We start from the raw sequence: 19297 nt of genomic DNA on the forward strand, positions 1-19297 counted from the left end.
GGTGTCAGGCGTCGGCCACCGAGTCGAACCCGACCTGTCCGCGCGGCACCCCGCGCGCGTCCGCGTCCACCGAGCGGCGCAGCGCCTCGTGCAGCTTCGCCGGGGTCAGCACCCCGAGGAACCGCGCCCCGTCCAGCACCGCGACCCAGCCCGCGTCGTGCTGGAGCATCACCCCGAACGCCTGCTTGAGCGGGGCGCCCACCGGCACCCACGCGCTCATCCGGTGCGCCAGGTCACCGACCCGGCCGCCCGCGCCCAGCGCGTCGAGACCCACCCAGCCGCGCAGATCGCCCGAGGCGTCCAGCACCACCGCCCAGCGGGCGCCCCCGGCGCGCAGCCGCTCGGCGGCCCGCTCGGCGGACTCGTCGGGCCGGGCCACGGGCGGCTGCTCCAGGTCGCCCGGTTCCACCGCCGTCACCGACAGCCTCTTCAGACCGCGGTCGGCGCCCACGAACGCGGCGACGTACTCGGTCGCCGGGCCGCCCAGCACCGCGCCGGGCGTGTCGAACTGCTCGATGCGCCCCTGCCCGTACACGGCCATCCGGTCCCCGAGCCGTACCGCCTCCTCGATGTCATGGGTGACCAGCAGCACCGTCTTGCGCACGGCGGCCTGCATCCGCAGGAACTCGTCCTGCAACTGCTCGCGCACCACCGGGTCCACGGCCCCGAACGGCTCGTCCATCAGCAGCACCGGCGGATCGGCGGCCAGCGCCCGCGCCACCCCGACCCGCTGCCGCTGTCCGCCCGACAACTGCTCCGGATAGCGCGGCCCGTACGTCTTGGGGTCGAGACCGACCAGGTCGAGCATTTCGGCCGCGCGCGCCCGCGCCCTGGCCCGCTTCCAGCCGAGCAGCGCGGGCACGGTCGCCGTGTTGTCCAGGACGGTGCGGTGCGGGAACAGGCCGACCTGCTGGATCACGTAGCCGATGCGGCGGCGCAGCCGCACCGGGTCGAGGGCGGCGATGTCCTCGCCGCCGACGAGGATGCGGCCCGAGGTCGGTTCGATCAGCCGGTTGACCATCATCATGGTGGTGGTCTTGCCGCAGCCGGACGGGCCCACGAGGGTGACGAGTTCGCCCTCGGACACCTCGAAGCTGAGGCCGTCCACGGCCGTGGTCCCGTCCGGGTACCGCTTGGTGACCTGTTCGAACCGGATCATTCCCTCACGCTAGCGGCGTCGCGGGCTCCTCGCTCATCAGCACCACCTCCAGGGTGCGCGGCCCGTGCACGCCCTCCACCCGGTCCAGTTCGATGTCGCTGGTCGCGGACGGGCCGGAGATCCAGGTCAGCGGGCGGCGCGGATCGAGCCGGGGCAGCGCCTCGGGCACCGAGGAGACCACCTGGTCCGGGACGCGCACCACGCAGATGTGGTGGTCGGGCACGAGCGTGATCCGGCGGCGGCCCTGGTCGGGCGAGCCGTCCAGGACGAGCGTGCCGGTCTCGGCGACGGCGACGGCGCAGCCGGTGACCACGCTGTCGACGCGGTCCAGTGCGCCGGGCGTGCTGTCCGCCCGGTCCGCGACCCGCCGCGCCCCGGACTCCGCCAGCCACCCCTCGTCCAGGCCCGGCGGGACCAGGACGCTCGCCGCGCCCCGGGCGTCCAGCAGCCGGGCGATCAGGGCGGCCAGCCCGGCCCGGTCGCAGCGGTGCACCAGCGCCCGGTAGTCGGCGAGGTTCTCGGCGAGCAGCGCGACCGTCGCGGCGGTGTCCGGGCCCCCGTGGCGGCGCAGACAGCCGCGCGCCACCGCCCGCTCGTAGGGGGTGTCGTCGGCCGGTACGTCCGCGAGCGCGCGCCGCACCCGGCCCAGGATCCGTTCCCTGCTGCTCACTTCGCCTCCTCCGTGCCGCCGCGCGTGCGCTGCCACCAGTCCCGGAACGGCTCCGCGGGCAGCGCGGGCAGGTCCCGGGTGCCCGTCCAGGCCCGGCCGGGTCCGGGCAGGGTGCGCGGGTGCAGGCGCCGGGTGCGCGAGGCGAGCCGCTGCCCGCCGCGCAGCAGGGCGGGGTGCGAGAAGGCGAGGCGGGCCGCGCGCATCGCCGCCCGCTCGGCGCCGTGCCCCTTCGCGGGTTTCAGCACCACCTTGTTGCCCCCGCGCACCGCCTCGCCGCCCTGGACGACCCGTTCGCGCAGGTGCACCAGCACCTCGGGGATGTCGATGGCGACCGGGCACACCTCGTAGCAGGCGCCGCACAGCGAGGACGCGTACGGCAGCGAGGCGTCGATCGCGCTGCCGGTACCGCGCAGCTGGGGGCTGAGGATCGCCCCGATGGGCCCGGGGTAGACGGAGCCGTACGCGTGGCCGCCGGCCCGCTCGTAGACCGGGCACACGTTCAGGCAGGCCGAGCAGCGGATGCAGCGCAGCGCCTGGCGGCCGACCTCGTCGGCGAGGGTGTCGGTGCGGCCGTTGTCGAGCAGCACCAGATGGAAGGTCCGCGGCCCGTCGCCGTCGGTGGTCCCCGTCCAGGTGGAGGTGTACGGGTTCATCCGCTCGGCGGTGGAGGAGCGGGGCAGGGTCTGGAGAAAGACCTCCAGGTCCTGCCAGGTGGGCACCAGCTTCTCGATGCCGACGACCGAGATCAGCGTCTCGGGCAGGGTCAGGCACATCCGGCCGTTGCCCTCGGACTCCACGACCACCAGGGTGCCGGTCTCGGCGACCATGAAGTTGGCACCGGAGACACCGACTCTGGCGCGCAGGAACTTCTCCCGCAGGTGCAGCCGGGCCGCCTCGGCGAGCTCGGCCGGTGTGTCGGTCAGGCCCTCGGGCGCCGGGCGGCCCCAGGAGGCCATCTCGGAGCGGAAGATGTCCCGGATCTCGCCGCGGTTGCGGTGGATGGCGGGGACGAGGATGTGGGACGGCCGGTCCCGGCCCAACTGCACGATCAGCTCGGCGAGATCGGTCTCGTAGGCACGGATGCCCTCGGCCTCCAGCGCCTCGTTCAGACCGATCTCCTGGGTGGCCATCGACTTGACCTTGACGACCTCGCTCTCGCCGGTCTCCTCGACCAGCCGGGCGACGATCGCGTTGGCCTCGGCCGCGTCGGCCGCCCAGTGGACGGTGCCCCCGGCCGCCGTGACCGCCTCCTCCAACCGCACCAGATAGCGGTCCAGGTGGCGCAGCGTGTGGTCCTTGATCTGCCGGCCCGCCTCGCGCAGCGCGGCCCAGTCCGGCAGTTCCGCGACCGCGCGGGCGCGCTTGTCGCGGATGGTGTGCGTGGCGTGCCGCAGATTGCCGCGCAGCGTCCGGTCGCGCACCGCCTCGTGCGCGGCCACGGGGAACGCCGGCATCCCGACGAACGTACTGCTGCCGCTCATGCCGCGGGCTCCTCCTCCGTGCTCGCCAGGATCTCCGCGATGTGCACCGGCCGCATCCGGGAGCGCAGCCGGGACATCGTGCCGCCGAGGTGCATCAGGCAGGAGTTGTCGCCCGCGCACAGCACCTCGGCGCCGGTCGACTCGGCGTTGCGCACCTTGTCGGTGCCCATCGCGGCCGACACGTCCGCGTTCTTCACCGCGAAGGTCCCGCCGAAACCGCAGCACTCCTCGGCTCCCGGCAGCGCCACCAGCTCCAGCCCCTTCACCGCCCGCAGCAGCCGCAGCGGACGGTCCCCGAGCCCCAGCGAGCGCAGCCCGTGGCACGTCGGGTGGTAGGTGACCTCGTGCGGGTAGTACGCCCCCACGTCCGTCACCCCCAGCACGTCCACCAGGAACTCGGTCAGCTCGTACGTCCGCGGCACCACCGGCGCCAGGGTGCGGGCCAGCGTGTCGCCCCGGCCCTCGGCCCGCGCCCGCTCACCCATGCGCGGATACAGCTCCCGCACCATCGCGCCGCAGGAACCCGACGGTGTGACGATCGCCTCGTAGTCCCGGAAGACATCGGAGAACTTCCGGGCCAGCGGCTCGGCCTCATGCCGGTACCCGGTGTTGTAGTGCGCCTGTCCGCAACACGTCTGCTCCGGCGGGAAGTCCACCTCGACGCCCAGCCTGGTCAGCAGTTTCACCACGGCGCGACCGGTGTCCGGATAGAGCGTGTCATTGACGCAGGTCAGGAACAGGGCCACACGCATCGCGGCTCCTCGTCGTCGGTCATCGGACGGGTGAAGCCTAGTCAGGCCGGGTGCGCTGCGGCAGCCCCCGGCTCGTCCACGGCGTGGCGGTGCGCCGGCGCACACCGGCAGCGGCCGGTCGCCCGCTGACCGGCGGTTCAGTACCTTTTCATGATCCCGGGTCTCGGACGACGGAGCGCGGTGTGCTCAACTGGGACGCGGCCGTGAAACTCCGTCCCGGGAGAACCGTTGACCCTCAGCTACCGCCAGCCCGGCGTCGTCCTCACCGACCGCTCCTTCACCGTGCCGCTCGACCACGACGACCCGGCGGGGGAGACGATCGAGCTCTACGCCCGCGCCGCGGTCGCCCGGGACAAGGCGGACCGGGACCTGCCGTGGCTGCTGTACCTCCAGGGCGGCCCCGGCTTCGGAGCGAACCGTTTCATCGGGAAGCAGGCGTGGCTCGGCCGGGCCCTGGAGGAGTACCGGGTGCTCCTGCTCGACCAGCGCGGCACCGGCCACTCCACGCCCGCCAACCGCCAGACCCTCCCGCTGCGCGGCGGCCCGGGGGCCCAGGCCGACTACCTCGCGCACTTCCGCGCCGACTCCATCGTCCGCGACTGCGAGACGATCCGCGCCGAGGTCACCGGCGGCGCGCCCTGGACCGTCCTCGGCCAGAGCTTCGGCGGCTTCTGCACCGTCCACTACCTCTCCACCCGCCCCGAGGGCCTGTCCACCGTCCTGATCACCGGCGGCCTGCCCTCGCTGGACGCGCACGCCGACGACGTCTACCGGGCCGCCTACCCGCGCATCGAACGCAAGGTCGCCGCCCACTACGCCCGCTACCCCCAGGACGTCGCCCGCGCCCGCGAGATCGCCGAGCACCTGCTCACCCACGACGTGGTCCTGCCCGGCGGCTACCGGCTGACCGCGGAGGCCTTCCAGTCCCTCGGCATCCTGCTCGGCGGCACGGACGGCAGCCACCGGCTGCACTTCCTCCTCGAAGGCGCCTTCGTCCGCACGCCCGCGGGCCCGGCCCTCTCCGACGCCTTCCAGGAGGAGGTCCAGGGCCTGCTGTCCTACGCGGCCCACCCGCTCTACGCCCTGCTGCACGAGCCGATCTACGGCCAGGACGCCCGCCCCACCGCCTGGTCGGCCGAGCGGGTGCGCGCCGAGTTCCCGCAGTTCGACGCGGCCAAGACGCTCGCGGACGACGGCCCGCTGCTGTTCACCGGCGAGTCCGTGCACCCCTGGATGTTCGACTGCGACCCCGCGCTGCGCCCGCTGCGCGAGTGCGCCGATCTGCTCGCCGCCCGCACCGACTGGCAGCCCCTCTACGACCCGGCCCGACTCGCCGCCAACGAGGTCCCGGTCGCCGCGGCCGTCTACCACGACGACATGTACGTCGACACCGCGCACGCCCTCGCCACCGCCCGCACCGTCCGCGGCCTGCGCACCTATGTCACCGACGAGTTCGAGCACGACGGGGTGCGGGCCGGCGGCCCCCGCGTCCTGGACCGGCTGCTCGCCCTCGCCCGCGACGACGCCTGACACCTGCGCGGTCCCGGGCACCCCGGCGCAGCGCCCGTGCCCGTGCCCGTGCCCGTGCCCGTGCCCGTGCCTAGGATGATCCACGGGCGCGGGCGCGCCCGGGGGCACGACGGCGACGGGGGCGGCACATGGCGGACGGCACGGGCGGCGGCACGGCGGGCACGGCCGGGACGGCGGACGAGGAGCGGCTGGCGCGGCGGTTCGAGGAGCACCGCGGGCAGTTGCGGGCGGTGGCCTACCGGATGCTCGGCTCGCTGACGGAGGCCGAGGACGCCGTCCAGGAGACCTGGCTGAAACTCACCCGCGCCGACAGCGACGCCATCGGCAACCTGGCCGGATGGCTGACGACGGTGACCGGCCGGGTCTGCCTCGACCTGCTGCGCAGCCGCACCGCCCGCCGCGAGGATCCCCTCGACGAGACCTTCGTGCCCGACCCCGTCGTCCGGCCGCTGGCCTCGGCGGACCCGGAGCAGGAGGCGCTGCGCGGCGACTCGGTGGGGCTCGCCCTGCTCGTCGTGCTGGAGACCCTGGAACCGGACGAGCGGCTGGCGTTCGTGCTGCACGACCTGTTCGCCGTGCCGTTCGACGACATCGCGCCGGTCGTCGAACGCACCGCGGCCGCGACCCGGCAACTGGCCAGCCGCGCCCGCCGCCGCGTGCAGGGCGCGACCCCGTCAGCGGAGACCGGCCTCGCCCGGCAGAAGGAGGTGCTGGAGGCATTCCTCGCGGCCTCCCGCGGCGGCGACTTCGAGGCCCTGGTCGCGGTCCTGCACCCCGGCGTGGTGCTGCGGGTCGACGCCGGCGCCCTGGCCCGCGGCGCCGCCGCCTCCAAGGTGGTGCGCGGGGCGCGGACCGTGGCGTCGCAGGCGCTCACCTTCTCCCGCTACGCCCCGACGGCCCGGCTGGTCCTGGTCAACGGCGCGGTCGGCGTGGCCAACACCCCGCAGGCGGGCCCGCACTCGGTCATGGCCGTCACCGTCGCCGACGGCCGGATCACCCACCTCTACATCCTGTCCGACCCCGACCGGCTGGCCCCCCTGGACCTGCCCGCCGCCATGACCGGCTGAACCGCCGCCGCGGACAGAGCCGTTGTGCCCCCGGGCGGCCACTGCCGGGGTCGTCGCCGTGCCGACCCACCCCGCCCGGGACGGAACCCTCCTCGCTCACCGCGCCGTTGGCGACGGGCCGCCGCCGGTCTGTCTCCCCGGCGGCCCGATGCGCGCCGCCGCCTAGCTCGGTGACCTCGGCGGGCTGTCCGCGCACCGGCGGCTGATCCTCGCGGACCCGCGCGGCACCGGTGCCTCGCAGACGCCCCGCGACCCCGTCACGTACCGCTGCGACCGGCTCGTCGCCGACGTCGAGGCGCTGCGCGAGCACCTGGGGCCGGACCGGACGGACGTGCCGGCGCACTGCGCGGGCGCCGACCTGGCGGTGCTGTGGGCGGCCCGCCATCCGCACCGGGTGGGACGGCTGGTGCTGGTCACCCCGAGCCCGGTGGCGGTCGGCATCGAGGTCGGCGCCGACGCACGGCTCGCCACCGCGCGGCTGCGGGCGCGCGAGCCGTGGTTCCCGGCGGCGTACGCGGCGCTGGAGGAGGTCGTGGCGGGCCGGACGGCACGGGTGCGGTGGGAGGCGATCGCCCCGCTCCTGCACGGCCGCTGGGACGAGGCGGTGCGGGCGCTGGACGCCGCCGGGGCCGAGGAGAAGAACGCGGAGGCCGCCGCGGTCTACGGCTCCGTCGGCGCGTACGACCCGGAGGCCACCCGGACGGCGCTCGGCGCGCTGCCCGTGCTGGTGCTCGCCGGCGAGGTCGGCCTGAACTCCCCGCCGCCCGCCATGGCGGAGTACGCCGGGCTGTTCCCGCGCGCCGGGCTGCGGGGCCTGCCCGGCGCCCGGCACTTCCCGTGGCTCGACGACCCGGCCCGCTTCCGCGCCGCCGTCGCCCCCTTCCTCGGCCGGGCGGTGGTCCGGGGGCGCGGCGCGGATCAGTAGGCTGGGGGACATGGCAGATCAGACAGGGGAGCGGCGCGACGCCGGTGCGCGGTCCGGGCTGCGCGGCGACTGCGCGAACTGCTTCGGGCTGTGCTGTGTCGCGCTGCCCTTCGCCGCCTCGGCGGACTTCGCTCGCGACAAGCCCGCGGGGAGGCCCTGCCCGAACCTCCTGGGCGACCACCGCTGCGGCATCCACACCCGGCTCCGCCAGGAGGGCTACCCGGGCTGCACCGTGTACGACTGCTTCGGTGCGGGCCAGAAGGTCTCTCAGGTCACCTTCGGCGGCCGGGACTGGCGTACGGAGCCCGCGGGCACGCTCGGCGAGATGGCCGCGGCCTTCCCGGTCGTACGGCATCTGCACGAACTGCTGTGGTATCTGACCGAGGCGCTCACCCTGGCCCCCGCCCGGCCGGTCCACGCCGGGCTGCGCGACCTGCTGGAGCGCACCGAGGAGCTGACCCTGCTGCCGCCGGCCGAACTGGCCGCACTCGACGTGGACGCCCACCGGCAGGACGTGAACGCACTGCTGCTGCGCACCAGCGAGCTGATGCGGGCCGGGGTGCGCGGGCGGAAGAAGGACCGGCGGGGCGCCGACCTGGTGGGGGCCCGGCTGAGGGGCGCCGATCTGCGCGGGGCCAGCCTGCGCGGCGCCTGTCTGATCGCCGCCGACCTCACCGGCGCCGATCTGCGCGGCGCCGACCTGATCGGTGCCGATCTGCGCGACACCAACCTCACGGACGCCGACCTGACCGGCGCGTTCTTCCTGACCCAGCCGCAGCTGAACGCGGCCCGCGGCACCGCGGGCACCCGGCTGCCGGGGTCAGTCACCCGCCCCGCGCACTGGGCAGCGCGGCCCTGACCCGCCGCCCTCCGCCACCGCCACCGGCGCCTCCGGCTCCCGTCCGGCGGGCGCCGTGCGCCGCTCCAGGCGCAGCCGCAGCCCCTCCGGCATCAGGGTGAGCCGTTCGGTCACCTTGAGCCGGTAGGCGGGGTCGGCCCGCAGGTCGTAGCGGCGCAGCAGCAGACCGAGCACCAGCGTGGCCTCGTGCAGCGCGAACTGGCGGCCGATGCACGCCCGCGCGCCGGTCCCGAACGGCTTGAAGACGTGCGGCGGACGGCCGCGCACCGCCGCCGCGTCGAAGCGGTCCGGGTCGAAGCGCTCCGCGTCCGCGCCCCAGGCGTCGGGGTCGCGGTGCAGCATCGGGGTCAGCACCAGTGTCCACGCGCCCCGCCGCATCGGGTGCTCGTCGGCGAGCACCGTGTCCTGGCGGGCCTCGCGGGCGAAGGCGGGCGCGGTCGGCCACAGCCGCAGCGACTCGTCCAGCACCCGGCGCAGATAGCGCAGCTTGGCGACCTGCTCGTAGCCGGGCGCTGCCGTGTCGCCCCATGTCCGGTCCACCTCGGCGCGGGCGCGGGCGGCGATCTCCGGGTGCCGGGAGAGGTAGTACAGCGCGAAGGACAGCGCGCCGGAGGTCGTCTCGTGCCCGGCGACCAGGAAGGTGATCACCTGGCGGCGCACGTTCTCGTCGGACAGCCGCTCCCCGGTCTCCGGGTGCGCCGTCTCCAGCATCCGGTCCAGCAGGTCCCCGCTGCCGCCGCCGCTCCCGCTGCCCGTGCGGCGGGCGCGCACGAGGTCGTCCACGGTGCGGTTGAGGTACGCGATGTCGTCGGCGTTGCGGCGGCTCGCGCCGCGCAGCAGCAGCGGGGCGAGCGGCGCGGGCACGGAGTTGAGGCGCTGCGCATAGCTGAGGGTGCCGACCATCGCGGTGACGAAGGGGTGCGGGCGGGCGCGTTCGAAGGAGCCGAAGTCATGGCCGAAACCGGTGCGCGCGATCGTCTCCAGGGTCAGCTTGGTCATGTCCCCGGGCACGTCCACGGCGCTCCCCGTGGCCTCGGCGCGGTCCCAGTGGCCGGTGAGCCGGGCGGCCACGTCCAGCATCATCCGGTGGTAGCCGGCCATCGCCTCGCGGCTGAAGCCGGGCGCGAGCACGTCGTGCGCGAGCTGCCAGTTGGGCTCGTGGTTGTACGCGGTGAACAGACCGTCCCCGGCGACCGGCCGCAGATTGGCGACGCCCAGGCCCACGTGCTTGGCGAACCGGCTCTCGTCGGCGAGGTCGGCCGCCAGCTTCGCACCCCAGACGAAGACGAACTCCTTGCCGAACACCTTGCGGCGGAAGATCGGGCCGAGCGCGCGGGCGTGGCGCATCGAGTCCTGTACGGGCGTGCTGCGGTCGACCCCCAGCACATCGCCGAGGAAGGGGATCCGGTGCGCCGGGTGCGGCAGCCGTTCGAGCTGCGGCCAGCCCGTCCCCGCGTCGCGGAATCCTTTCGGCAGTCCGGTCCCGGTCGTGGTCTCCGCCATGCCGTGCGCTCCCCGTTCTCCCCAGGCCCGCCGGGGTCCCGGCCGGGCGCCGTGCCGGTCCCTCGGCGCGTGTTGGATGTCGGTTCAATAGCGGCTCCCAGTCTGGTCCCGTTGTTGAACTCGCGTCAAGTAGAGTGCGGGGATGGCCGCGAACCAGGGGGAGCAGCGCACGCGCCGCCGGCTGAGCACGGGGGAGCGCAGGGAGCAACTGCTGTCCGTCGGGGCGCGGCTGTTCTCCGAGAGCCCCTACGACGACGTGTGGATCGAGCAGGTCGCCGAGATCGCCGGGGTCTCGCGCGGCCTGCTGTACCACTACTTCCCGACCAAGCGCGACTTCTTCGCGGCGGTCGTGGAGCGGGAGAGCGGGCGGATGCTGCGGATGACCGCGGCCGTCCCCGGGGTGCCCGTGCGCGAGCAGCTGACGGCGGGTCTGGACGCCTATCTGGAGTACGTCAGCGCCCACGCGCACGGCTACCGCGCCTTCCACCGGGCGGACGCGGCGGGCGACCAGGCCGTGCGCCGGGTCTACCGGCGCGCCCTGGCCGCGCAGGAGCGGCAGATCCTGGCCGCGCTGGACGCCGACCCCGAGTTCGGCCCGTCGGCCGCCCGCCGCCCCGATCTGCGGCTCGCCGTCCGCGGCTGGCTGGCCTTCACCACCGCCGTCTGCCTGGAGTGGCTGCGCGGCTCCGAGCTGACCCGGGCGCAGGTCAGGGACCTGTGCGCACGGGCGCTGCTGGGCGTCCTGGCACCCTGACCGGCGGACCGGGCCGCCGTCCCGCCGCCCCCGTGACACGCTCGGGCGCCGTCCCCCGTCCCGGTCGTCGCGCGCCTCCGTGCGCCCCCTCCCTGGCGCCCGTATCGGGCCGACATGGTTGGCGTGCGCCCCGATCTTCGATAAGTTAGGCAAGCCTTACCTTATGGATGGCTAGCGAGGAGGTTCCGGATGGGCGACAGCCACACATGGACGGCGGTGCCCGGAGCGGCACAGCGGGCGCGCTCGGTGCTCGCCGCCGCCTGGTCCTGCGCGGTGACCGCGGAGGGCGGCCGGGAGGAGTTCACCGGCGCGCACACCGTCACCGAGGACGGCCGGGTCCTGCTGCGGCTGCCCGAGGACAGCCCCCTGGCCGCGGCGGCGTTCTGCGCGCCGCGCGGTGAACTGCCCGGCGTCCTGGAGTTCGCCGACGTGGCACCCGTCCCGGTGCGCGACCGGATCCGCGCCCGGCTGTGGCTGGCCGGCCGGTTCACCCGGGCCGAGGGCCACCTGGACTTCGGGCCCCGGCGCGTGCTGCTGCGCCGCCCCGGCGACGCCGTCGCCGTGGACCCGGGCGAGTTCGCCGCCGCGGCCCCCGACCCGCTGGCCGTCGCCGAGGCCCAGCTGCTCACCCACCTCGCCGACGCGCACTCCGACGCGGTGGACCACCTCACCCGGCTCGTCGCCGCCGACAGCCTCCAGGGCGCCGTACGGGTCCGCCCGCTCGCCGTGGACCGGCACGGCCTCACCCTGCGCATCGAACGGGTGCGCGGCCAGGGCGACGTACGGCTGGCCTTCCACACCCCGGCCGACGACGTCACCCAGCTCGCCGAGCGGATGCACGTCCTGCTCGCCCAGGCCAGCGCCGCCGCCTGCCCGCGCCCGCTACAGCGGCAGCGCGCAGACGGCGACGGGTGAGGCGAACGGCTCGCCCGCCAGACGCAGCGAGCCGTCCCGGCGCCCGACGCGGAAGACACTGACGGTGCCCGACCTCTGGTTCGCCGCGAACAGCAGCGCGCCGTCCGGGGAGAACGCGATCTGCCGGGGGAAGTCACCCGCCACCGGCACCGTGTCCAGCAGGCGCAGCCGGGCGCCGCCCGCCTCCACGGCGTAGCGCGCCAGCGTGTTGTCGCCCCGGTTGGCGAGATAGGCGAACCGGCCGTCCGCCGTGACGAGGAACTGCGCCGGATAGTTGGTGCCCGCCCCGGAGCCCGAGGACTGCGGCGCGCCGACGGTCAGCCGCCCGCTCGGCGGATCGTAGGCGCAGACCGCGACCGTGTCGTCCACCTCGTGGGCCAGGTACGCGTACCGGCCGCCCGGGTGGAAGGTCAGATGGCGCGGTCCGGCCCCGGGCCGCGTCCCGGCCCGGGAGACCTCGTCGAGCCGGCCCGTGCGCTCGTCCAGGCGATAGGAGTACACCGTGTCCGTGCCGAGGTCGACGGCGAGGACATGGCCGCCGTCCGGTGAGGTGGTGAACTGGTGCGCGTGCGGGCCCTGCTGGCCGGGTCCGGGCGGCGGGCTGGAGTGCGTCACCAGCGCGGTGCGCTCGCCCAGCGCCCCGGAGCCGTCGATCGGATGCACGGCCACACTGCCGGACGTGTAGTTGGCGCTCAGCAGCCAGCGCCCGCCCGGATGCACGGACACATGGCAGGGCCCGGCCCCGCCGGTGCTCCGGGTGCCCAGCACCGCGCGGTCGGCGAGCCGGACCGCCGTCACACCCCCGTCGGCGCGCTCGTCGACCGCGTACAGGGTGCGGCCGTCCGGGTGCACGGCCAGATACGACGGGTCGGGCACGCCGGTCAGCACGCCCTGCCCGGTCACGGCACCCGAGACCGGCTCGTACGCCGCCAGGCCGATGCCCGTGCCGCCGTTCGCGCCCGAGGTGTAGGTGCCGAGGTACAGCGGCCGGGTCCCCGACGGCCGCCTCGCCGTGCGGGCGCCCTCCCCGGCCGCCGCCGGCGCCGCGGACCCCGGCGGTTCCGGCGTGCGCGCCGGAGCGGGGACCACCGCCATCGCGGCGGCGCCCGACACGGCGCTCATCAGCCGCCGCCTGCTCCACCGGCCGCCCGGCGCTCCCGCACCAGTGCCCATGCCGCACCCCAGGTCTCGTAGGAGGTCGTCACCGCCACCTTGGACCGGACCACCCCGGGTGGGCAAGAGTGGCAACGTGCGTTGCATCCGATGCAACGCACGGGCGGGTCACCAGTCGCCGTCCTGCACCGCATCGCCCGGGGCGTTCTTGAGCGGGGTGACCTGCCCCGGCGCGGGCTGCTGCCAGGGCTCGTGGTCCTCGCCCAGCCAGTCGCCGACCGGCCGCACCGCCGCCAGCGCGTCGGTGGGGGAGAGATCGTCGGCGTCCTCGTCGAAGTAGTCGTACCAGGGCAGACCGGCCGCGGTGTACGCGGCACGGTCCACCGGCGAGGGCGGGGGAGCCTCGCCGGTGATGTGCCGCCACTGCGGCGGCGTCACCAGATGCACGAACACCCGCCCGGCCGGCTGCGGCGCCCAGTCGCTCAGCGGACGCGGGTCCCGGTACACCTCCTGGCGCATCGAACCGCCCGCGCCCAGACCCATCGCGGCGCCCCGCGGAGCCGGTGCCGAGGGCGCCGGCGGCGGCGCGCCCGCGGCGAGCGCCCCCGGAGCCGCGAGCGGTCCCGCCGCCGTCCGCCGCAGCACAGCCCGCCGCTCCTCCTCGCGCCACCGCTCCAGCGCCGCCGCGCCCAGCGGGAACGACTGCAACTGCACCCCGCCCCAGACCTCCTCGCCGGTGACCTGGCCCTCCACGGTCGCCCCGAGGCCCAGCGGCACCGCGACGAACTGCCGGACCGTGCCCGCCCCCGAGTTGACGCCGTCCAGCCAGGGCTGGCGCGGCACCACCACGTAGTTCTGCGGATCCCCGGCGAGCCGGCCGCTCCAGGGCTCGCCCGAGACCGCGCACACCTTCCCCGCCCCGACCTGCACGGCGACCGGCCGCGTGCCCAGGAACCGCAGCCACATCGCCTCGCGCAGATACACCGGCAGCAGCACACCGCCGCGCCGCCGCATCTCCTCCGGCACCCGGTCGGCGTGGTCGGCGACCCGCCGCAGCGGGAAGGTGCCGAGCCCCGGCGGCAGCGGATGCGTGCCCGTCTCCGGCAGCCGCAGCGTGCGCACGAACCGCACGCCCACACCGCCGGGCAGATGCAAGGTGTCCTCGTCGATCCGAACCGCCGCGCCGCTCATCCGCGCCCTCCCCGTCCGTCCCGTCGACTGCCGCTCGTCCGCAACGGCCGTCCTTCAGCCAGAACGCCGGGCGGGCTCCTCCTGGTTCCGGCGGTTGCGCACCGGCGCCCCCAGCCGGTCCGCGATCCGGGTCAGCCGCGACCGGCGCTCGCGCTGCTCGCGGGTGTGCCGGTCCAGTTCCTCCAGCAGCCGCTGGGTGCGGTGCTCGGTGTCCATCTCGTCGATGATGCGGTTGACCTCGGTCAGCACCGCGCCCTGCAACTGCCACTGGCTCGCGTCGTGCTGCACCTCGTCCAGCAACTGCCCCGCCAGCTTGTCGCGGGTGGCCGCGGCCTGCCGCAGCTCGGCCGCGAGCCGGGACTCGGCGGACTCGGCGCTCACACTCACATCGGTGGTCACCAGCACCGCGTAGCTCACCACCGCGTCGGAGATCTCGGACAGCAACTGCTGCACCAGGGCGCCAGCCGGGGCCGAGAACAGCGGCCTGGGCTCGCGCGCCTTGGCCAGGTCGGTGAAGGTGCGCGCCAGGACCCGCAGCACCACCGTGCAGATCTCCAGCGTGTCCAGGCCGGTGCGCAGCACCACCCGGTGCAGCAGCCCCTCGCGGACCCGCGGGTTCAGCCGCAGGCTGTCCTCGGCCTGCCGCAGCGCCGCGTCCACGTCGGCGATGTCGTGGTCGAGCCGACGGGCCTCGTGCAGCCGGGCGGCGGCCTGCTCCACCGGGGTGCCGCCCGCCACCTCCTCGCCCATGTGCAGCATCAGCCGCCGCATCCGGCGGGCCAGCCCGTCGATCGACTCGCCCGCGTGCTCCGTCCACACCGGGGGAGCCAGCAGCAGATTGCAGCCCATGCCGACCACCGCGCCGATCAGCGTCTCCACGATCCGCGCCCAGGCCGTGCTGCCGACGGTGGTGACGCCGAGGACCAGCATCGCGCTGATCGCCACCTCGGCGACGAACTCGTCCACCCGCACCAGATGGCCCACCCCGAGACCCGCCAGGATCACCAGGGCGAGGCTCCACCAGGTCAGGCCCACCAGCAGGGAGAAGAGGATGGCGACGACCACACCGGCCACCACCGCGTTCACCCGGCGGACGCTGGTCTGGAGCGTCGCGAACAGGGTGACCTGGACCACCAGCAGGGCCGTCAGGGGTGCGGTCAGCGGCGCCGGCTCCGGGCTCAGCCACTTCGCGATCACGTACGCGATCGTGGCCGCGACCGTCGAGCGCAGCGCCTGGACGACCACCGGGTCCCGGTGCCGCTTCACCAGCCGGACGAGGGACGACATCGACTCGCTCACATCGTGCATCCCTTGCGCTGTTCCCCGTTCGCGGACGCGTCGAACGTCACGTCCGCCGGGTACGGCCGTCCGCGCGGCGGACCGCGCGAGCGGCCCGGCGCGCGGCCGGGCGCGGCCGGGCGCGGCCGTCAGGCGTACAGCTTGTCGAGGTAGGCGGCCAGATTGCCGTTGGTCCGGGCGATCTGCTCCTGCACTGTCAGGCTCTCCTCGAACCGGGTGCCGTTCTGCGGGACCTTCTTCCCCCGCACATACAGCGAGCAGGCCAGGTCGGTGCACATGTACAGACCGACCGAGTTGCCCTCGCGGCCCGCGGTGCCCGCCTTGCGGGCGGTCATCAGGGAGACCCCGCCGCCCGGGTGCGTGGTCAGGCACAGCGAGCACATGCTGCGGTGCAGAAAGCCGCGCTGCGAGGCCGGGAAGCGCAGCGCCACACCCACCGCGCGGCCCTCGCGCTCGGTGACCAGATAGCTGCGGTCGGGCGCGCCCGGATCGCGCCAGCCCAGGAAGTCGAGGTCGTCCCAGGGGCGTTCCGCCAGGTCGCGGGGGACGGCCAGCCGCTTGGCCTCGCCCTTGGAGCAGTTGACGAAGCAGGCGCGGATGTCCTGCTCGGACAGAGGTCTCATGAAAGGCTCCGGGTGGCTGGGCGGATCGGGCACCGGGACGGACCACGGCTCCGATGCCTAAGGCTTTTAGGTTCAGGGCTAGGATAAGCAGGTTGCAGGAGGGGGATCCAATGAATATCCGCAGCGGTGCCGGGCCGGCGCTGCCACCGGCGGCCCGCGCGGCAATCACGCATGTGGCGGCACGGTCCGCGGGCCCGGCGCTCGCACCTGACCTGCGTATCACGCTCAACTTCCACCCCGACCGGCTCTCGGGCGGCCTGCCCCTGCTGCGGGCGCTCGCCCGGGACGGCGCGTACCACTCGCAGTTCGTCACCGGCACCAGCAACGGCGGACTCACCGCCCGCCCCGGCGGGGACCGCTGGCGCTGGGAGCACCGCATCTTCGGCGGCGCCTACGACACCGCTCCCGCGGCCGCCCGGCCCGTCTACGGCGCGCTGGACTTCCGCCGCCAAGTGGTCGGCGCCGCACCCCGGTTCGGGTCCTCGCACTTCCGGCTCACGGCGGCGGCCCTGGCCCGCGCCACCTTCTGCTACCCCGACAGCGCCGCCGAGCCCGCCGACTTCGGCACCGCCGCCGCCCTGGGCCTGACCGCCCTGGCCGAGGCCGACGAGCGGGACGCCCTGGACGACTACGTCGAGGCCCAGGTGCACGGCGGCGTCGACCTCGCCCGGGACGTGGAGGTCCTGGTCCTGGACGCGAGCTACCGCGGCACCCCCGTCGAGGCCGACGCGCGGGACCTGCCCTGCCCGCTCGCCTGGCACCCCGGCTACCGGCTGTCCGTGCGGGAACTGCGCCGCCACGGCGACTACCGGGGCGCCGAGTACACCGCGCTCGGGGCGCGGATCGCCCGGGACGGGCACCTCGACCCGTGGATCATCGGCGAGGCCGCCCGCACCGGCCGCCACGCGGCACAGGACCTGAAGAAGGTGTGGCACCTGCTCGCCCGGCACGGAGCGCCCGAGGGAGCGGGCACCGCCTGCCTGCCCCGCGCGGGCGCCGCGGCCGGGCCGGACCCCGCCACGGAACCGGCCACGCCTTAATTTATTGCCTGACCTAAGGGGGACGGGAAGTCGCGCCGGACCGGCCCCCGGCGGTATGTTGCAGGTCGGACAGGGCGGGACAGGGCACGCGTGCAAGGACGAGGGAGCCACATGGCGGCGGGGCGGAACGGGCGCACGGTGCGCGATCTCAGACGGGCCAACCGCACGGCCGTCCTGCAACGGCTGTACTTCGACGGCCCCCTCAGCCGCTTCGAACTGGGCCCCGCCACCGGCCTCAGCTCGGGTTCGATCAGCAATGTCGTCGCCGACCTGGTCGCCGACGGACTGGTCGAGGAGGCCGGCAGCGTCGACTCCGACGGCGGGCGCCCGCGCACCCTGCTGCGCGTGGTCCCGGCCAGCGGCCACATGATCGGCGTCGATGTCGGCGAGACCCGGGTGCGCGTCGAGCTGTTCGACCTGACCCTCACCGAACTGGCGCGCACCGAACGGCCGCTGACCGGGCAGCGCTACGACGTCGACGTGATCACCGGCCACATCGGGGACGGCATCGCCGAGGTCCTGCGCACGGCCGGGCTCGCCCCCGAGCGCCTGCTGGGCGTCGGGATCGGCGTCCCCGGCATCGTCGAGCGCACCGAGGACCGGGGCGCCGTCGTGCACGGGCAGACCATCGGCTGGGACGCGGTGCCCCTGGAGACGCTGCTGCGCGCCGGGGCGCACCTCCCGGACGGCGTGCCCTGCTTCATCGACAACGGCGCCAAGACGCTCGGCCAGGCCGAGATGTGGTTCGGCGCCGGACGCGGCGCGGGCAACGCGGTCGTGGTGCTCTTCGGCTCCGGCGTCGGCGCCTGCCTGGTCACGCCCGAGGTGGAGCGGGGCCGGGCCGTGGAGTGGGGGCATCTGACGGTACGGGTGCGCGGGCGCCGCTGCCGGTGCGGCGCGCTCGGCTGCCTGGAGGCGTACGCGGGCGCCGAGTCGCTGCTGGCCCGCTGGCGCGAGGAGGGCGGCCGGCCGCCGGGCGGCACCGACGAGGAGACCGCGCTGACCGCGATGCTGGCCGCCGCCTACCCGCCCGAGGGCACCGCGGCCGACCCGGTCGCGCTGGCCGTGCTGGAGGAGACCGCCGAGTACCTGGGCGCGGGCCTGTCCGACCTCATCAACCTCTTCCAGCCCGAGCGCATCCTCATCGGCGGCTGGGCGGGCCTCCAGCTCGGCGCCCGCTTCCTGCCGGCGGTACGCCGCCACGCCACGGCCTACGCCCTGCGCCACCCCGCCGAGCGGGTCACCGTCGAACTGGGGCGGCTCGGCCCGGACGCGGTCACCGTGGGCGCGGCGATCCTGCCGCTGGCCGACTTCTTCGCCCGCGGCGGGCGCCCCGCCGCACCGGTGCCCGAGGCCCGCCCGCCGGCCTGGCAGACGGCCCTGGAGGAGCGCAGGCCGTAGCAGCCCGCCCTCCCGGCAGCCGGCCCCGCCGTCACGGCTTGCGGGCCACCCCGCCGTGGATGTCGGTGGGCTTCGGCGCCGTGCCGGGCGCCGGGCGCCACAGCGGGCAGGAGACGATGCCCGGCTCCAGCAGCTCCAGGCCCTCGTAGTAGGCGGCGACCTGCTCCGGGCTGCGCAGCACGTAGGGGACGGCGCCGGTGTCGTCGTAGCCCTGCTGGGCCTCCTTGAGCGCCCGGTCGGTGTCCGTGCTGTCGTAGTGGACGAAGTAGCTGCCGGAGGGCAGGGCGGCCTGGAGGCGGCGGACGATCGACTTCGCCTCCTCGTAGTCCTGGATGTGGCCGAGGATGCCCATGAGCATCAGGGCGACCGGCTGCTCGAAGTCCAGGATCCGCCCGGCGCGTTCGATGATCGTCGCGGGGTCGTGCAGATCGGCGTCGATGTACTCGGTGACGCCCTCGGGCGTGCTGGTGAGCAGCGCCTGGGCGTGGCGGAGCACCAGCGGGTCGTTGTCGACGTAGACGACGCGCGCCTCGGGGGCTATGCGCTGGGCGACCTGGTGGGTGTTGTCGTACGTGGGCAGGCCGGTGCCGATGTCGAGGAACTGGCGCACGCCGAGTTCGCCGGCCACATGGGTCACGGCGCGGATCAGGTACTCCCGCGAGGCGCGGGCCATCGTCTCGATGGTGGGGGCGTGTTCGCGGTAGGCGTCGCCCGCGATCCGGTCCACCTCGTAGTTGTCCTTGCCGCCCATCCAGTAGTTCCAGATGCGGGCCGAGTGGGGCACCGAGGTGTCGATCTTGGACAGCGCGTCCTGGTCGGGGGTGGGGCGGCCGTTGGTCATGGGGGTCTCCTGCCGTACGTCACGCGGGGGTTCAAAGTACCGTCAACGACCTTGCGCCGAACGGTGGTTCGTGAGGCGCGAGATGCGAGACGGGGCACGGGGGGGCGCGAGGGGCACCGAGGGGGTGGCGCCCGGGGCGCACCAGTGGTTCGGCGGGGCCGGGCCGGCGCGGGG

Annotated in this window: 17 protein-coding genes and 1 pseudogene; 8 read left to right on the plus strand and 10 right to left on the minus strand. The window is 75.1% G+C overall.

Annotated elements, in window-relative coordinates:
• Positions 1-4: 4 nt before the first annotated feature.
• The 4 genes from R4Z62_RS31010 to R4Z62_RS31025 are packed head-to-tail and all read right to left on the minus strand — an operon-like array spanning position 5 to position 4062.
• The gene (locus R4Z62_RS31010) at positions 5-1159 is read right to left on the minus strand and encodes an ATP-binding cassette domain-containing protein (RefSeq protein WP_491521536.1); all 1155 of its coding nucleotides are present in this window, start codon (positions 1157-1159) and stop codon (positions 5-7) included.
• 4 nt (positions 1160-1163) lie between these two features.
• Entirely contained in the window at positions 1164-1829 is a 666-nt protein-coding gene (locus tag R4Z62_RS31015; RefSeq protein ID WP_491521537.1) for a LutC/YkgG family protein, read from the minus strand.
• Positions 1826-3310, minus strand: coding sequence for a lactate utilization protein B (locus tag R4Z62_RS31020; RefSeq protein ID WP_491521538.1), 1485 nt, complete (start codon positions 3308-3310; stop codon positions 1826-1828). The genes R4Z62_RS31015 and R4Z62_RS31020 overlap by 4 nt, the downstream gene beginning before the upstream one ends.
• Positions 3307-4062, minus strand: a complete 756-nt coding sequence (locus R4Z62_RS31025) for a (Fe-S)-binding protein (protein WP_064536729.1) — start codon at positions 4060-4062, stop codon at positions 3307-3309. Before R4Z62_RS31025 ends, R4Z62_RS31020 begins: the two co-directional genes overlap by 4 nt.
• 228 nt (positions 4063-4290) lie before the next feature.
• Here R4Z62_RS31025 and R4Z62_RS31030 point away from each other — a divergent pair, with 228 nt between their 5' ends.
• From R4Z62_RS31030 to R4Z62_RS31045, 4 genes and pseudogenes are all read left to right on the plus strand, one after another.
• On the plus strand, positions 4291-5592 hold the full coding sequence (locus R4Z62_RS31030; RefSeq protein WP_491521539.1) for an alpha/beta fold hydrolase: 1302 nt from the start codon (positions 4291-4293) through the stop codon (positions 5590-5592).
• A 128-nt stretch (positions 5593-5720) separates the two neighbouring features.
• Positions 5721-6659 carry a sigma-70 family RNA polymerase sigma factor gene (locus R4Z62_RS31035; protein WP_491521540.1) on the plus strand — a complete coding sequence of 313 codons (939 nt, stop codon included), beginning with the start codon at positions 5721-5723 and terminating at the stop codon, positions 6657-6659.
• A 58-nt stretch (positions 6660-6717) separates the two neighbouring features.
• Positions 6718-7584: pseudogene (locus tag R4Z62_RS31040) on the plus strand (alpha/beta fold hydrolase).
• 10 nt (positions 7585-7594) lie between these two features.
• Positions 7595-8443, plus strand: coding sequence for a pentapeptide repeat-containing protein (locus tag R4Z62_RS31045; protein ID WP_491521541.1), 849 nt, complete (start codon positions 7595-7597; stop codon positions 8441-8443).
• Here the strand turns inward: R4Z62_RS31045 and R4Z62_RS31050 are convergent.
• A complete protein-coding gene (locus R4Z62_RS31050; RefSeq protein ID WP_064536733.1) occupies positions 8405-9946 on the minus strand; it encodes a cytochrome P450 in 1542 nt (513 codons plus the stop codon). The two genes, R4Z62_RS31045 and R4Z62_RS31050, sit on opposite strands and share 39 nt — an antisense overlap.
• A gap of 142 nt (positions 9947-10088) precedes the next feature.
• Between R4Z62_RS31050 and R4Z62_RS31055 the strand changes: the two genes are divergently transcribed.
• Positions 10089-10700: a TetR/AcrR family transcriptional regulator gene (locus R4Z62_RS31055; protein ID WP_064536734.1), complete on the plus strand. Its 612-nt coding sequence runs from the start codon at positions 10089-10091 to the stop codon at positions 10698-10700.
• Positions 10701-10889: 189 nt separating this feature from the next.
• On the plus strand, positions 10890-11615 hold the full coding sequence (locus tag R4Z62_RS31060) for a DUF2470 domain-containing protein (protein WP_491521542.1): 726 nt from the start codon (positions 10890-10892) through the stop codon (positions 11613-11615).
• On the opposite strand, the gene R4Z62_RS31065 is transcribed toward R4Z62_RS31060, so the two are convergent.
• The 4 genes from R4Z62_RS31065 to R4Z62_RS31080 form a co-directional block, all read right to left on the minus strand.
• Positions 11583-12737 carry a lactonase family protein gene (locus R4Z62_RS31065; protein ID WP_491521543.1) on the minus strand — a complete coding sequence of 385 codons (1155 nt, stop codon included), beginning with the start codon at positions 12735-12737 and terminating at the stop codon, positions 11583-11585. The genes R4Z62_RS31060 and R4Z62_RS31065 overlap by 33 nt on opposite strands.
• Positions 12738-12896: 159 nt before the next feature.
• The gene (locus R4Z62_RS31070; RefSeq protein ID WP_491521544.1) at positions 12897-13919 is read right to left on the minus strand and encodes a hypothetical protein; all 1023 of its coding nucleotides are present in this window, start codon (positions 13917-13919) and stop codon (positions 12897-12899) included.
• A 54-nt stretch (positions 13920-13973) separates the two neighbouring features.
• On the minus strand, positions 13974-15227 hold the full coding sequence (locus tag R4Z62_RS31075; RefSeq protein WP_491521545.1) for an FUSC family protein: 1254 nt from the start codon (positions 15225-15227) through the stop codon (positions 13974-13976).
• 119 nt (positions 15228-15346) lie between these two features.
• The gene (locus R4Z62_RS31080; protein WP_355479070.1) at positions 15347-15841 is read right to left on the minus strand and encodes an FBP domain-containing protein; all 495 of its coding nucleotides are present in this window, start codon (positions 15839-15841) and stop codon (positions 15347-15349) included.
• Positions 15842-15951: 110 nt separating this feature from the next.
• Here R4Z62_RS31080 and R4Z62_RS31085 point away from each other — a divergent pair, with 110 nt between their 5' ends.
• The gene (locus R4Z62_RS31085) at positions 15952-16881 is read left to right on the plus strand and encodes a DUF3626 domain-containing protein (protein ID WP_491521546.1); all 930 of its coding nucleotides are present in this window, start codon (positions 15952-15954) and stop codon (positions 16879-16881) included.
• 111 nt (positions 16882-16992) lie between these two features.
• Positions 16993-18282 carry an ROK family transcriptional regulator gene (locus R4Z62_RS31090; protein ID WP_064536739.1) on the plus strand — a complete coding sequence of 430 codons (1290 nt, stop codon included), beginning with the start codon at positions 16993-16995 and terminating at the stop codon, positions 18280-18282.
• Between the two features lie 31 nt (positions 18283-18313).
• On the opposite strand, the gene R4Z62_RS31095 is transcribed toward R4Z62_RS31090, so the two are convergent.
• Entirely contained in the window at positions 18314-19123 is an 810-nt protein-coding gene (locus R4Z62_RS31095) for an SAM-dependent methyltransferase (protein WP_382847365.1), read from the minus strand.
• Positions 19124-19297: the final 174 nt, after the last annotated feature.

The sequence above is a fragment of the Streptomyces sp. PL-25 genome (assembly GCF_058344915.1).

What these genes read in the sequence shown, in the direction of transcription:
- R4Z62_RS31055 (WP_064536734.1), top strand. Translation starts at nt 10,089, where the DNA reads ATGGCCGCGAACCAGGGGGAGCAGCGCACGCGCCGCCGGCTGAGCACG.
- R4Z62_RS31090 (WP_064536739.1), top strand. Translation starts at nt 16,993, where the DNA reads ATGGCGGCGGGGCGGAACGGGCGCACGGTGCGCGATCTCAGACGGGCC.
- R4Z62_RS31095 (WP_382847365.1), bottom strand. Translation starts at nt 19,123, where the DNA reads ATGACCAACGGCCGCCCCACCCCCGACCAGGACGCGCTGTCCAAGATC.
- R4Z62_RS31045 (WP_491521541.1), top strand. Translation starts at nt 7,595, where the DNA reads ATGGCAGATCAGACAGGGGAGCGGCGCGACGCCGGTGCGCGGTCCGGG.
- R4Z62_RS31075 (WP_491521545.1), bottom strand. Translation starts at nt 15,227, where the DNA reads ATGCACGATGTGAGCGAGTCGATGTCGTCCCTCGTCCGGCTGGTGAAG.
- R4Z62_RS31070 (WP_491521544.1), bottom strand. Translation starts at nt 13,919, where the DNA reads ATGAGCGGCGCGGCGGTTCGGATCGACGAGGACACCTTGCATCTGCCC.
- R4Z62_RS31020 (WP_491521538.1), bottom strand. Translation starts at nt 3,310, where the DNA reads ATGAGCGGCAGCAGTACGTTCGTCGGGATGCCGGCGTTCCCCGTGGCC.
- R4Z62_RS31080 (WP_355479070.1), bottom strand. Translation starts at nt 15,841, where the DNA reads ATGAGACCTCTGTCCGAGCAGGACATCCGCGCCTGCTTCGTCAACTGC.
- R4Z62_RS31035 (WP_491521540.1), top strand. Translation starts at nt 5,721, where the DNA reads ATGGCGGACGGCACGGGCGGCGGCACGGCGGGCACGGCCGGGACGGCG.
- R4Z62_RS31050 (WP_064536733.1), bottom strand. Translation starts at nt 9,946, where the DNA reads ATGGCGGAGACCACGACCGGGACCGGACTGCCGAAAGGATTCCGCGAC.
- R4Z62_RS31025 (WP_064536729.1), bottom strand. Translation starts at nt 4,062, where the DNA reads ATGCGTGTGGCCCTGTTCCTGACCTGCGTCAATGACACGCTCTATCCG.
- R4Z62_RS31065 (WP_491521543.1), bottom strand. Translation starts at nt 12,737, where the DNA reads ATGAGCGCCGTGTCGGGCGCCGCCGCGATGGCGGTGGTCCCCGCTCCG.
- R4Z62_RS31010 (WP_491521536.1), bottom strand. Translation starts at nt 1,159, where the DNA reads ATGATCCGGTTCGAACAGGTCACCAAGCGGTACCCGGACGGGACCACG.
- R4Z62_RS31085 (WP_491521546.1), top strand. Translation starts at nt 15,952, where the DNA reads ATGAATATCCGCAGCGGTGCCGGGCCGGCGCTGCCACCGGCGGCCCGC.
- R4Z62_RS31060 (WP_491521542.1), top strand. Translation starts at nt 10,890, where the DNA reads ATGGGCGACAGCCACACATGGACGGCGGTGCCCGGAGCGGCACAGCGG.